Origin of the sequence: Cupriavidus basilensis, from assembly GCF_008801925.2 — a bacterium.
Classification (GTDB): domain Bacteria; phylum Pseudomonadota; class Gammaproteobacteria; order Burkholderiales; family Burkholderiaceae; genus Cupriavidus; species Cupriavidus basilensis.
On sequence record NZ_CP062805.1, the window covers coordinates 351,008 to 364,422 of the forward strand.

16 protein-coding genes are annotated in these 13,415 nt (G+C 62.0%); all 16 read right to left on the minus strand.

All coding sequences use genetic code 11. The annotated features are described in order from the left end of the window. Positions 1-68 precede the first annotated feature (68 nt). The 16 genes from F7R26_RS37175 to F7R26_RS37250 all read right to left on the minus strand — a co-directional run bounded on the left by F7R26_RS37175 (position 69) and on the right by F7R26_RS37250 (position 13,234). A complete protein-coding gene (locus F7R26_RS37175) occupies positions 69-1,094 on the minus strand; it encodes an ATP-binding protein (RefSeq protein WP_058698147.1) in 1,026 nt (341 codons plus the stop codon). A gap of 266 nt (positions 1,095-1,360) precedes the next feature. Then, positions 1,361-2,920, minus strand: a complete 1,560-nt coding sequence (locus F7R26_RS37180) for a hypothetical protein (protein ID WP_058698148.1) — start codon at positions 2,918-2,920, stop codon at positions 1,361-1,363. 68 nt (positions 2,921-2,988) lie between these two features. Then, complete coding sequence (locus tag F7R26_RS37185) at positions 2,989-3,381, minus strand: hypothetical protein (protein ID WP_058698149.1); 393 nt, start codon at positions 3,379-3,381, stop codon at positions 2,989-2,991. Between the two features lie 265 nt (positions 3,382-3,646). Then, positions 3,647-4,117: a hypothetical protein gene (locus F7R26_RS37190; RefSeq protein ID WP_081050302.1), complete on the minus strand. Its 471-nt coding sequence runs from the start codon at positions 4,115-4,117 to the stop codon at positions 3,647-3,649. Positions 4,118-4,126: 9 nt separating this feature from the next. Further along, positions 4,127-4,507 carry a hypothetical protein gene (locus F7R26_RS37195; protein ID WP_058698150.1) on the minus strand — a complete coding sequence of 127 codons (381 nt, stop codon included), beginning with the start codon at positions 4,505-4,507 and terminating at the stop codon, positions 4,127-4,129. Positions 4,508-4,687: 180 nt separating this feature from the next. Then, positions 4,688-5,092 (minus strand): hypothetical protein, encoded by a 405-nt coding sequence (locus F7R26_RS37200; RefSeq protein WP_058698151.1) that lies wholly within the window; start codon positions 5,090-5,092, stop codon positions 4,688-4,690. 85 nt (positions 5,093-5,177) lie between these two features. After that, a complete protein-coding gene (locus tag F7R26_RS37205) occupies positions 5,178-5,651 on the minus strand; it encodes an outer membrane lipoprotein (RefSeq protein ID WP_070940837.1) in 474 nt (157 codons plus the stop codon). A gap of 159 nt (positions 5,652-5,810) precedes the next feature. Further along, on the minus strand, positions 5,811-6,536 hold the full coding sequence (locus tag F7R26_RS37210) for a hypothetical protein (RefSeq protein WP_116318648.1): 726 nt from the start codon (positions 6,534-6,536) through the stop codon (positions 5,811-5,813). Positions 6,537-6,709: 173 nt separating this feature from the next. Beyond that, a complete protein-coding gene (locus F7R26_RS37215) occupies positions 6,710-7,510 on the minus strand; it encodes a PRTRC system ThiF family protein (RefSeq protein ID WP_058698153.1) in 801 nt (266 codons plus the stop codon). Then, positions 7,507-8,148, minus strand: a complete 642-nt coding sequence (locus F7R26_RS37220) for a PRTRC system protein A (RefSeq protein WP_058698154.1) — start codon at positions 8,146-8,148, stop codon at positions 7,507-7,509. The genes F7R26_RS37215 and F7R26_RS37220 overlap by 4 nt, the downstream gene beginning before the upstream one ends. A gap of 2 nt (positions 8,149-8,150) precedes the next feature. Further along, positions 8,151-8,873: a PRTRC system protein B gene (locus F7R26_RS37225; RefSeq protein WP_058698155.1), complete on the minus strand. Its 723-nt coding sequence runs from the start codon at positions 8,871-8,873 to the stop codon at positions 8,151-8,153. A 9-nt stretch (positions 8,874-8,882) separates the two neighbouring features. Beyond that, positions 8,883-10,025, minus strand: a complete 1,143-nt coding sequence (locus F7R26_RS37230; protein WP_081050303.1) for a PRTRC system protein F — start codon at positions 10,023-10,025, stop codon at positions 8,883-8,885. Positions 10,026-10,118: 93 nt separating this feature from the next. Further along, positions 10,119-10,343, minus strand: coding sequence for a PRTRC system protein C (locus tag F7R26_RS37235; RefSeq protein WP_058698157.1), 225 nt, complete (start codon positions 10,341-10,343; stop codon positions 10,119-10,121). 11 nt (positions 10,344-10,354) lie between these two features. Next, on the minus strand, positions 10,355-10,795 hold the full coding sequence (locus F7R26_RS37240; RefSeq protein WP_058698158.1) for a PRTRC system protein E: 441 nt from the start codon (positions 10,793-10,795) through the stop codon (positions 10,355-10,357). A gap of 62 nt (positions 10,796-10,857) precedes the next feature. Beyond that, a complete protein-coding gene (locus tag F7R26_RS37245; RefSeq protein WP_058698159.1) occupies positions 10,858-12,525 on the minus strand; it encodes a PRTRC system ParB family protein in 1,668 nt (555 codons plus the stop codon). A 391-nt stretch (positions 12,526-12,916) separates the two neighbouring features. Further along, a complete protein-coding gene (locus F7R26_RS37250) occupies positions 12,917-13,234 on the minus strand; it encodes a DUF5983 family protein (RefSeq protein WP_143010731.1) in 318 nt (105 codons plus the stop codon). Between the last annotated feature and the right edge of the window lie 181 nt (positions 13,235-13,415).

Genomic DNA, 13,415 nt, shown 5'->3' on the forward strand with positions numbered 1-13,415 from the left:
AAAGAAAAGGCCGACTCGGGAAGACCCGAGCCGGCCGGCAGATGTGGTGCTGTTGCAGAAATGCGGCTTTACTGGCCGCGGATGTGAGCCCCGATCGGGCCGCCCTGCGCCACGATGAATGCAGGGGTACTGGCGATCGACGCATCGCGCTCCACGGCGTCCCGCACAAGGAGCACGGCAAACTCGCCGAGCCCCGCTTCGTGGAGCCGATTCGCATAGACCATCACGCGATCGAAGTTGTTGGCGTTGGCCAGGCGCGCGAGCGCCGTGGCAATGCCGTACTGCACCGCGATATCGGTCGGGATCGGTGCGGTAGCGGGCGCCGCGAGCACGCCATCCGGAGACGGCATCTCGCGGAAGAGGCGCTTGAACGAGACAAACTCCGTTGCAGCACCCTCCCCGACCGCGCCGGCGAAGGCCACGTGCTCGAGCTCGGCAGGGACCACCTTCGACAGCTTGCCGACCATTCCCCAGCTTCGGGGGCTGGGAAGGTTCTCGATTTCGCGAGTCCTGTTCTCAGACAGCAGCAAATCGGGCTTGAAGCGTAAGAACGCGATCAGCTCCGGCGGTTGGTTCGTTGCCACCGCCCAGCGCGTCCAGTCCTCGACCGAAGTCGTCAGTTCCACGATGGTCGCGAAGCGTGACTTCAGCGGATCCAGGATGTTTGAAACGCCGGCATTGTCGACGCGGCGATTGGTCGCTGCAACGAAGGTGACATACGGCGGCAAAGCATGCTCGCCGATCCGGCGGGCCAGCAGCAGTTGCATCTTGGCGGCCTGAACGGCAGGCGTGGCCTGGCCCAGGTCGTCGATAAACCAGACCAGCGGACGCCTGGCACCCAGCGCGCGCTCCAGATCCCCGAAGGGCAGGAAGCGTGCGTGGGCGCCGTCCGATGACGGGAAGGGCAAGCCCTTCGAATCGGTCGGATCTTCGACTACGGGGTGGGAGATAAGCAGGTCGTGTCCAGCATCCATAGCGGCCCCGGCGACAATATCGCTCTTGCCGATGCCGGGAGCGCCCGTGACGAGGACCGGCAACGTGGCCGGAATGCAGGCGGCGAGCAGCTTTTGCAGTTGGGGGGGATTCAGTTCCATGGGATTCCTTACGGAGATCCCACAGGCCCGTCCGCACAGGGAGCGGTCCCTGTGGGAAGGTTCAAGAGATGGGCCGGCATGCCGGCGGTGGGTCGATGCGTCAGAGACGCGGGTAAAACTGTGTTTGGACTGATTCGGTTCAGTGCGAACACAGCTTGCGGTTGAGAAAGACTAACCTGCGACGCGATGCTCGGCGCCGGCGAAAGCTCACACTTATGCTATGTGTTTCCAGGAAAATCCCCCGGCCCGTAGGCCAGGGGTAATAGTCAAGCTGCAAGGGCGACTGGCGCGTTGGTCTGCGCGATCACTGCCTTGGCATATGCCAGCGTGCCGTCCTTGGCGCGCAGGCGTCGCGACATGCTGCGGCGCGGATCGCGGATGCGATACTCGCGCGCCCTGCCGCGCGGCACGTCGACGATCTCCGAGAAGCCCTCGGCGATGCAAAAGTCCACGTACTCGCGGCCATTGAGCACCTTCCCGGTCTCAAGCCGCCAGCTGGACGCCTCAGCACGCCTGCGCGCATCCTCGAAGTCCTGCACCGCGAGCCGGTTGGCTTTCGCGGCTGCCGCCTGCTGCTCCCAGCGTTGTTGCTCCGTCGGTGAGAAGCCGCACATCTCAAAGATGCGCTGGCGACGAACCGACGCGGTGCATTGCAGTAGGTCCACTTCGAGCTCTTCGCGCAAGGCACGCTTGGAGTCGACGTTCCAGTCCTTCGGATTGTCGAAGATGTGCAGAAGCGTGGCCACGTCCCGCTGGAGGACCGCCAGTGCAACCTTGTTGGGCCAGTCGAAGCTGGTCGACACGCGAGCATGCACTGCCCGCGTAGCAATATCATCGAAATGCCGCTGGCTGATCTCCAACACTTCGCGCTGCGCTTTCGCCTTATCCATCTTCGCATGGAACTGCCGCTGCGAGATGAGGTGATGAATTCGCGAGGCGAGCGCAGAGACGGGCGCTGCGGCCTGCCCCTCTTCCGGGCGCGCCACAGGGGTGGGCCGCGGTGCTAGTACGCCAGCCTCGTACAAGGCGTCGTCCACGTGCACATCGGTGCCGTCGGCAGGGACGCGTCGAGCGATCGCCAGGAGCTTCGGCGCGTTTTGCGGCGAGATAGCGATCTTCTCGAGTCGCAGGAGACGGCAGAGCGCCCGCAGGTGATGGGCCGGCAGCGCGCCACGCAGTGCAGGCACAGCGATCAGCGGCTGCAGCCAGTCCAGGTCGGACTGCCCGAAGCGCGGATTGTCGCGGTACGTGTTCAGCACACAATCACGAATCTTTTCGCCTCGCAAGAGCGCGTACGCGACGTGCACTTCATGACGGGCGTTCGGGATCTGAGCTGGGTCGTACAACGGCCCGTTGGTGCCATAGCCAAAACGCCGGACAAATTCGGACTGCACGTATTGCGCAATGTCGAAGGGCCCCGACTCCTCGAAGAGATCCGCTGTCTGGAACAGCGGTCCGGCCGCGCCTGGTGACAGGTCGATGGCTTCCTCCGGAAAGTAGGCCAAGCGGCCCGCCGCCAGCACGGCACCCCAGGACGCGCGGCTCATTTCCTGCGGACGCAGGATCTTTCCGCACACACGCACGATGAAGCGATCCACCTCATCGATGACCCGCGCGATAATCGAACGGGCGCTTCCGGCAGGACGAACGCCGAGCTTGCCATGCGACAGGCGCACAACGGGGATGTTACTGCCCTCCACGTGGCGCACTGCGATCTCTTCGAAGCGCGGCTGGGCCGTCTCGCTTCGGTCGTCGTTAAGCAGATGCAGCACGCCGGCGAGCGTCGTGCGAGTTTCGGCTCGCTGGCCGAGGGTAATGACGTACATGATGTGCTCCAAGACGGAGCACGCCCCTTCGGGGACGTGCCCCGAAAGGGTTGGAATGGGATGTAGCGCTAAGCGAAGGCGGCCATGCTCGGGGTCGGACGGGACCGGCTGCCGACGATGCGGGCAGCCCCCAGCTGCGACAGCAGCGCGGGACACGTAATGCGCCAGATGGCGCCGCCCTGGCCACAGCCTTCGATACCGCGGCCTGTGTCCGCGAACCTGCCGGTGGCAAGCAACGCCGCTTTCAAGTCCGCGGGGAGGTTCCAGTCGGCCGCCACGCAGAATTCGCCGGCGAGCAATGGCGCCTCCGGCAAGTTCACGCTGAGCGAGGCATAGGGCATGCCATCGTCAGCGCAGACCAGTCGCAGTGCCGGGCGCAGGTTCGAGTCATAAAGGCCGACGCGCAACAGCACGCCGGCAGGATAGCTGGCCGAGCCAGCGCCATAGACGATGTCGTCCATTGGGGGATACTCCTTTGGGAGGGAGCCGCCCCATCGGGACGACGCCCGTGTGGGTCTGGAAATGAAATCGCACCCCTTGTATGGAGTGCGTTCATGCGGTGAGCCGATTGGATCGGCGTTTTCGGCCTTGCGACGCGCAGATGGCTGGGCGTGGACGAAACGGCGCTTAGTCCTTGTGTACACGACGACCGTTTCGGTCTGCCCAGAGCAGGAAGACCGAGATGGCACCGCCGAGAATCAATACAAAAAGGCCGAGAGTCATAACTCAATCTCCTTTGGAAAGAACTGCGCCTACGAGAAATAGTACAGCGCCAACGCCGACGAGGCTAAGAACGTCGGTTAGGGCGACCAGCATCCATACATTGCTATACCCTACGTAAACGCTGGCGCCGATGAGCGCAGCGGCTGACAGCGTGTGTGCAAAGCGGCCAGACTGCTGCCGCTGATCCTTGGTTGGCGCCGTAACAGCCTTCCAAGCTTGCTCCAGTAGCCTTTGCCGATGCCGACGCGAGCGGTCAAGCTGGTAGACACCATCTTCAACCGGCTGCAGCGGATAGCGATACCCGTCCTCATGTGCGACGAGGGCATGCCCATCACATGCAGCCCTGGCTCGCTGTACATGCTCAAGCAATTGTGAGGGTAGCGTCACGAGCTCAGACATCGGCTCGAACTGCGCCTGACCGTTTATCTCCTCGCCTGCCGTCGATGTGAATGTGACCTTAATAGGAGTCGTCATGATGATCCCTCAGCTGCGCCGACCGGCAACCACGCGAAGCGTGGTCAGCAGATTGGTATAGCCATCATCGGTGGAGAGCGAAGGCAAGTGGATGGCGTTGTTGCGGCCACCGCTGAGGTCATTGCGACCGCGGCACGTCCGGTAGGACATACGAATGCCTTCGGCGCCTGGCGGATGCTGGATCTCGAGCAGCAACGATTCCGTCTGAAGCGCGAACACGGCCACCGCGCGCCGGCGTTGCCGATGCTCGCGGATCGTGTAATCGCGTGGGCGCAAGGACATGTCACCGGCAAAGCGGCGCAGCATGCGGCATGCGTCGCGACGCAGCGCCTGGCATGCTGCCGGATTGCCGGGAGCGTGGGGACGAAGAAAAGACTTGGGAAGCTTCATGGATATCCTCGAATCAGATGGGGACATCCCCTCCCTTGTCGGGACGAGTGTCCCGCAATGGGTTGGTCCGGAGTTGCCGGACAGTGGGTCGATGCGTCGATAACGCGGGTGAAAGCGACTTGCCGAACCCCGAGGGGTTGGGCAAGCCCTCTCGGGCTTGCGAATGGATAGGCCCGGATATCAGGCAATATCGAACATCTTGGTGATCGCCCTGACGGTGGCCCAAGCTTGGCGCTCGGACAGCGTCTTGCCGACCAACAGTTTCTGGGCAGTGGTGACCAGGTTGGACGCATCGCCGGTATAACCGACGCGGTCAACGAAGACCGCCCACCCTTCCGACCAGCCGCGATGCACGGAGACGGCAAGCCGTTCACGCGCACCGAACTGGGGCCACTGACGGGACGACTTCGGACCGTACAAGGCTTCGTTGTCGTCATCCATGAAGTTGGCAGCATTGAGCCATTCCGGCTCGAGCCCAGCACTGCACAGTTGACGACGGATGGCATCCGCGACTTCAAAGATGTATTTCCCTTTCGTTTCGGTGGGGATGATGGTGATAGGAGAGGCTTGTGCAACGTCGAACATGGTGAACTCCAGTTCGCGACAAAGCCCCCCGTGCGGGAGGCCCGCGAGGCAAGGGTGAAACAGATAAGGCTACGACTGGAGCCCGTTAGCGAGTCAGGCGAAGACCGCCGGCACCCGAGACAAGGTACAGCTGCTCGCCGGTGACGAACTGCTGATCGGCATCCTGGGTGACAACGATCTGCCGGCCGTTGTCCGTGCGGACAATGACCTCAACGCCATTGCGGCGGCTCAGATGGTTGGCTGCCGTCTGCACGATCACCGCGGAGACGCTGCCCGACAAGGCGCCAGCCAGATAACGACCGTTGCCGTTGCCAATGACGCGAGCGCCAAGGACCGCGCCGACAACGGCACCAAGAACGCCAGGCACGCCGGTGTTTGCGGACATCAATCCGTCGCTGTCGACAATCGTGACGGGACGGACCCGGAGGACGGTGACGGTTTCGGCACTACCACGGCGCAGCGCTTCGGAACCCCGATAGGTGTTCGGCGAAGTCGGCTGTGCAGCGCAGCCGGTGAAAATGGCGCAGCAAAGGAAAAGCAGGAAGAATCGCTTGAACATGATGGCCTCAAGAAAAATCGGCCAACATGCCCACGGGCAGGAAGGCCCGTAGGGGAGAGAAGAGATGTCCGGCTATACAACCGGAAGGGGTCGATGCGTCTGAGACGCGGTAGGTGCCGCAATGGTAGCAGGGTCGGCGCCGAATGTGGAGAGGTCCGGCTACGCCACACCGCCGAGCTCGCGAGCGAGACCATGCAGAACGGTTTCTGCAAACATCTCGCGCGAAAGCCTCGATGGCTCGCCGCCGTCTTCTGCTGCGACAAGCGACAACAAAGCGTCTACGACGTTGAGCCACGGTCCACTGCGCACGCGCACAGCATCGCCATCCGAAACGGGTGTTGCATGCTGCGCGCGCGACGCTGTCGCCTCGAAACCTGATAGATCGAACTTGGACCGCCCGTCTCTGCGCTCTTCACAGAAACACGCCAGAAGAAATTCGGCGTGGTGCTCCACCGACTGGCCATTCGCCCATGCGAGTTCCTGGATCCACGCCCGCACACTTGGTCGCAGGTGAAGTTGCAGGTAGCTACCCGCAAGCCAGTTCTGCACGTTCGGATCGTCCGCGTAGTCCGCGAACTGCCAACACCAGCTATCGCCGATTGCGTAGAGGTGCTGTTCCTTGCCGTCCACCACGGCGATCGAGGGACGAAACCATTCAACTTGCTGATTTTCGTCGAAGAGGAACGCCTGCCGGCGCTCCACGTAGACAAGGTTCGGCATGACCGCACACAGTCCGTCGCCGTCTTCGCGTGTGAACATAGGGACCGGAAAGCCGTTCCACATCGTGCCATTCCAGCAGGCGCCGACCGCGGTGTTGTCTGGCAGCCAGCTCCCGGTCACGAAGATGCGACGATAAGCGCGCAGCGTGTTTGAAGAATTGCTCATGAAGTGCTCCAAGGTAAGAGATGGAGCACGCCCGCAGGGCTAGTGCCCCAACGGGTTGATGAAGGTGGTTCGCGCCAGCGGCGCGAGTGTTACGTTCAAACGGGCCCCAGGTTAATGCAACCGGAACTCGCCGATGAAAGAAGCCATTCCCAAGGAAAGCGGGGATGGCGGGCTCAAACGGCTTGGCGCGGGGCGGGTTTCGCACGCCGCTTCGGCTCGGGGAGGTGATACCCGAATCGTTCCCAAGCCTGGGGATCCACTGGCAGCGGATTCGTGCGACCCACCGCCAGATTCACAAACGCGCCGCAGTACTGCAAGGTACCCGTGCGAAACAGCGTCCACAGCAGGTTGTACGCTTGCACCGCCATCGCCTGATTGATGACCAGCGACTGCTTGCTAAGTGCTTCGGCCATGGAGCACGACGGAGCCGTGTCCTTCTTGTCCCCCTTCGGGTCCAACAGCTCCGGAAAGAGATCGCCCACGTGAGGCAGGCGCTCAGCGGCCTTGCCGCGAACCTGGCCGAGGATGACCTGGCCACTGTCCGACTCGTTGCCGCAGTCAAGATAGTAGCCACCGATCCCCCGGCTCATCGCGCCCAGGATGGCCTTGCGAGCCTTCCGTGTGTCGACGCAGCCGACCACCATGTCGCAGGTAAAGCGATCCCGGCTACCAACGCGACAGACGCGCGCTTCCCAGCGCGTTCCCATCAGATTGTTGAGCCGGTTGACCAGCAAAGTCGCCTTGGGCTGACCGACGTCCACGGGATAGAAGCCCTGACGGCCGACATTGGTCTCGCTGACCGTATCATCATCGTAGACCGTGCACTCGATGCCACCGGGGTGGCCCAGTTCGAGCATGGCGTGATGCAGCCGCGCCAGATTGGGTAGCAAGGCGCTGCCGGTACCGCCAGCACCGACGACGACGACATTCCAGGCGCGCCGGGTCATGATCTCCGGAATACGATGCTCGATCATGCCAATACCTCCAAGGACGCCGCCGCATACCACTCTGCCGGCACCGTCTCGATGACCTCGAAGATTCCCTTGGCACAAAGCCGGAGGGCCAAAGAAGGCACAGCCGCGGCGCAGTTGCCCAACACAAACGCAAACTTCACGTCGTGCCGGTCGTCTTCATCGTCCGTGGGCGAGAAGAATGCAGGTGATCGGCCATGGGAATGGCAGTCCACCACCAGCACGTCACCGTCTGCCAACACTGGCCGGTCATACTTCAGGTGACCCGCACTGTGCTCGAGGATCTGCACCGGAACCAGCCTGAAGGCAGGGTCCTTGGTATTCCACACCACCCACGCACCCGTTTCCTTGGGATACGCGGCGCGCGCCAATTCGGCAAACTCGCCGATCAATCGTGCGGGAATGCGGCCGCACAGTAGATCCGTCTCTTCGCTCGCGTTGCCATACGGGATAGCCGTGCGATGCTGAAAACCGCCAAGCCGGCGAACGACCCTTAGCCAAGGGCGCGTGATCTCGAGGAACACGCCGTTGGCTGCGATGAGCAGCCGTTCCCCCGCCCGGGTCATGGGTTCGAGCCTGGAAAGGCGCGGAACCATGATGGACGGGAAGGATTGTTGCAGGGTCACATCGGCAGGATGCATGATCAATTGTCCAATTTGCCGGCGATCAGATCGGCCAGCGTATGTTTCATGGGGATGAAAACCTGCCTCGGGTAGTCCGGGAACTTCCCATCAAGCATGTCCTTCCAGAAGGCGTAGGCGCCGCGCTTGTACTTCACGCGCTGGCCGCCGTGGTTGGGATGGGTAAATGCCGAGTTGAAGAACCCGGATTCCCAGCCTGCAATGGAGGTGACGTCGATCTGCCTTGGCACATGTGCGCTCCCAATGCAGATCTTCCCGTTGTCCCACGTGTTGAAGTAAGGCGGCTCGTAAAGCACCGTTGCCGGCACCGGCCGCTCCTGCCCGGGCAGTGCGAAGACACGGAACCCCGTGTGCGACGCCTGGAAGACGAGGGCCGGATGCGGCACCACGGCGCTGCACTCGCCAAGCTCCATGCAGTTGAAAAAGACGCGCCGACGGTCTGCCGGACACCACCACGTCACCGCGGCGGGGCTGATCGACAGCACATTGGGCGTCAGGAATTCGCCCTTTGGCAACGAGGCCTCGGCGACCTGGCGCACCGCTTGAATCAGCGCCAGCCGATTGAGCGGCGTGCCGGCCCCGATCACGGGGCGGCCGCTGTTTCCGTCCGGCTCGATTCGATGCGCGGTGGCATACGAAAAGTCTCCGACAGCGCGGCCATAAAGCAAAATGGCCCCTTGCAGGGCCACATCATGCGACCGCGAAGCGGTCAGGATCTCGGCCATGGGGCCCTCCTATGAAGAAATGAGTGTGAGCACGCGGTCAAGCGCGCCGATGATTTGCAGCATGTCTGCCAGATCGCGGAACTGCTGGCGAATCGCGGCGGCATCGTCTGCAAGAGGAATGAAACACTGGAACATCGTGGCGTCGCCAGCGTTGTTCAGGCATTCATAGTGGTCGTCCAGGATCTCCGACACATAGTCACTGGGACGATAGGCGATGGTCGCGGCCGAATAGGCCGGCTCTGCCCATTGGGCGCCGGCGATGGCCGACTGCTCCCCCGCCCTCGCCAGCAGCAGCCGAAGGTCGGCGAGCGCCGTACAAAACTCGCCCAGCCACCCACTATGCATGCGCGCCAGAGCGCGCAAGTTGCGCGGACCCAGCTCACGCAGATGCGCGGAAGCTGCGTCGACTTGCGCATACCTTGGCAGGGTGTCGTCCGGTGCAAGCTCGGCGCGCACCACCGACGGCAGATAGCGCTCGATGTCGGCATCCTCGCCACCGAAGTTCTCCTTGAGGAACTCCCGGGCGTTCTCGTCGTCGGCCAGGGTCGCGTCGTAATCCCAGTGCCAGCGGGCGAACTGGTCCAGCAGCATGTCAGGCGTACGAACGAACAGCGACTTGCCGCACGCGGCATTGATCAGGTTCATTGCCGTGAAGAGCAACGACGGGTGTGCCGCACGCATGGCGTGCGCCCGCGCTTCCCCGATCGCATACACCTCCTCGCCGGGCAGTTCGATGGCCAGGTAGAGCGGCGCTTCCAGCCCGTCTTCCCAGCCGAACTGCATGACCTGGTCCATGGCGGCGCCGCGATCGAATAATTTCGCGCCGAACTGCAATCGCTGACACGCTGGGATTCGTTTTCCCAGCCATGCGAACATGGCCTGCGCGAAAGCATCCCCCGCACTGGTCGGGTTCAACACATCACTGGCCCGAAGGATGCCGGCCGCAAATTGCGCCAGCACCAGATCTGTAACCTCTAACTCATCGCCATAGGTGAGGCGCGCAGTGGCTGGAACAGAGCCTGGAAGCTTCGGCAGTGTCAGAAAATCATGGGCAGGTCGACGTCCGGCAGTGGAATGCTGTCGGTGTGGCGTCCATGCGGGTTGCTGTCCCGGATGGATGTCAGGAACAAACGAGCGAGGATCGAACAACATTGTTGGGTCTCCTCAGAATGTATAAAAACCGCCCTTTCGGGCGGCTCCTTGTTGATGGAGGCAAACTGACCCGTAGACAGTGCCTTCATGAGGTCAGATTTGCGCATGAGCGCCCTTTGCGCCGGCAGCGCGGACGAACGTGTAGCGCGCGACTTCCCCCTTGTGCTCCGGGCCATCCACTGCGGCAGTGGTCAGCTCGGGGTACTGGGCGGAATAGACGTCGCGCACCTGCTGGGGCGTGAACTGCGGACCGGGGTCCATCAGCGTCATGCCGTTATAGGAGAACTCGCGCGTGAGCTTCTTAACCTCGAGTGCCATGCCAGTCTCCTTTACAGCAGCGATGCGAGGTCGGTGCCGGCCGTCTTGGCCGCGCCGTCGTTCGCCGTTGCCTGCGCGCCAACACTGCCTTCCGGCTTGTCGTTGTCATCGTCCTCCTCGGACGTTTCGGATGCCGTCGGCGCCGCCGCCGTGGTCAGGGCCTTCGTGGCTTTGGTCGACTGCGAGGTCTTGGCCGCCTCCAGGATGGACCTGGTGGCCTCGACCTGCTCAGCCAGCGACTGACGCGCAGCGCTGACTCCTGCAATCGCGGCGGCGAAACCTTCATCAAGCTCCGCCGGTGTCGCCGACAGCGCCAAGGGGGTGCTCAGCGCAGCATCCGCAGCGTCCTTGACAACGGGCACGACAACGACAGACATAGTGTCGCCTTGCGTAGTGAGCGTGACGACGACCTTTTCGCTCGCGCGAACGAGCGCAGCCAATTCAGTGAACATAGTGAATCCTTGGGAAATGAATGAGGCGGAGGACGCCCTGGCGCCTCCGATTGGAAAGAAGCTTAGTAGCCGAGGACCTTGGGGACCTTGCCGGTGTAGTCGAAGCCGTCGACGGACAGAAGTCCAGCAACAACTTCAGCCTTTGATTTGCCGAACAGCTTGGCAAAGCCATCTCCCAGCACCTTGCGGATGCCAAGTTCGTCAGCCAGGACCTTCATCTCGGACTTGGTCAGCATCTCCAGGAAGTCCTGCGATTTCTGCAGGTTCCAGTGATCGCGCAGGTCGAGCTTGTGGTACCGGCACAGTTCCCGGAGGTTGTTCACCTCCATGCCGTCGATTGCCGCCACCGTCATGCCGATCGTCAGCTGCTGGCGACGGCCCGCGTCCATGGCATGGACGGCCGTGAGACAACCTTGCAGGGTCGAGGACGACTTCTGCTCGGTGAGCTTCTCGAAGAACTTGCCCATCACGTCGCCGCCAATGTTGCGCGACAGACCGTTCAGGGCGACGGCCAGCAGGTAGGCATTGGCCTGTTCAGCGTTCTGCGCAACTTCCTTGCGCAGCGCCTTGCGCCAGAGCTCGGTGCGGTACTGCTTCACCCTCTCCGACTCGCTGATCACCGTGGCCGGCTTCTCGGCAGCCGCGGACGACTTGTCGCCCTTCGTTGCCGCAGCCGTCTTGCCGGCGGTCTGCTTGACAGCAGGCGCCTTGGCCGCATCACGCTCCGCCTTGATTCGGGCCGCTACCTTCTTCTGATTGCATGCCGTGTCGAAGCACTGGCCGCTATAGACCTTGCCCATGGAATCCGGCAGACCGCTGACCGCGGCACCGAAGTTCTGGCAGGCATGGCAAGCTTTGGCCTGTTCCTCACCGACCCCGGTTGGTCCATCCACCTTCAGCTGAATGCGGGTATGGTTGTCGCCGGACCGGATGATGCGCACGATCGGATACTCTTCCTTGAGCCCGTAGACGATGCCCTCGAGCTTACGGTCGGTCTTCTCGGCGTAGCAGGCTTTGTTGGTGCAGTTGCCGGTAGCGATCGCCTCGCCAAACATCTCCGTTTGCAACGAGGAGTTGTGCGGGCACGTGGCGCAGTCGGTCTTGTCGAAGATCGCCACTTCCAGGCTGCACGCAGCCGCCTCGATCGTTTTCTTCAACTCCGACACCGCCTTCTTCTCGCTGAGGATGACCGGCAGGAGCTTGTCCTGCTTGTCCTTGGCGAGTGTGGCGAGCAACTCGGCGTGACCGAGTTGAATCTTGCGCTCATTCAGTGCCGCCTGAACATCCGGGCTGCAATTCATGAGAGCAAGGCGCTTATCCAGCGTCGCGCGGGACCAGCCCAGGAGCCTGGCGGCTTCCTCGCGATCCCCTTTGCAATGGCCGACGATCTTCGAGGCGGCAACGGCCTCTTCAGACGGCGACATGTTCGCGCGCTGGGCGTTCTCGATGAGCGCCGCTCGGTCGGCCTCGTCGTCGGTCATTACTTTGACGAGGGCGGGAATCACCCAGTCGATGCCGTGGGCCTCCACGGCACCGCGGTAGCGACGCTCGCCTGCGATGAGCTCGAACTCGAACTCGTCGTCTTCGATGGGGCGAAGCAGGATGGGCTGGTAGACACCGGAAGTCCGGATGGACTCGGTGAGTTCAGCCATTTCGACCGGATCGAAGTACATGCGCGGATTACGGCCAGTACGGATCTTGCGAAGGGCAACAGCAGATGGAAATTGCATTGTGGATTCTCCGGAGAGCAATGGGGAACCCGTTGCCGCACCGGGAACGGGTTCCCGGTGGGATGGAATGGATGGACTGGCCCGGCTAAGCGGGCGGCCACCGTACTGCAGAAGCTGGCACCTTGCGGTGCGGGGTCGATGCGTCTGGGACGCGGAAAGTGATGTGAGGATAGCCAATATTGGCTTGCGTAGCAAGATCCCGCAAAATGGTTGCTGCCACGTGGCGGCGAATAACAACCAGGCACAGACCAGGTTCGTATGGAAGGCGGCCTTGAGGAAAACGTAAAAGTTTTGGTGACAGCTGGCGGCCGCTTGCCGCGCCTACATGGCTTCTGCGCCTTACAGCACGAACATGCATTGGCACCTCAATTCTTACCATGGCGTGAAACGGCTACGACCACTCATACCGCGGCAAAACCTCTATCTCGTCGGCCGTGACATCGAAATGCAGCAACGTGATGCCAAGTGACATCGCGTATTGCATTACCTTCTCCAGGTCCTCTGGTATTGCATAGTGTCTAGCAGAAGGTGCGTAGACGTTGATGACCTCCACAAAATAGCTCGCAAAGTTGTTAGCCAAAACGGGCTCTTGTCCAAAGCAGCAAAAAGTCTCTTCCGATAGGTGGAAGGCGGAAAGCGTCAAGTAGTCGTTAACCGGCAATTTTTTCATTGTGATTCCCAATCGTAATTCAGCGGAGAGCGACGTCACGGTAGCGCTGCTCTCCAGCGACGAGCTTGAAATCGAACGCATCGTCCGTTGATAGGGCGAAGTAGGATGGGTTGGTAGACACCGGAAGCCCGGATGGACTCGGTGATTTCAGCCATTTCAACCGGACAAAGTACGTGCGCGGACTGCGAGCCGTACGGATCTTGCGAAGGGCGACAGCAGT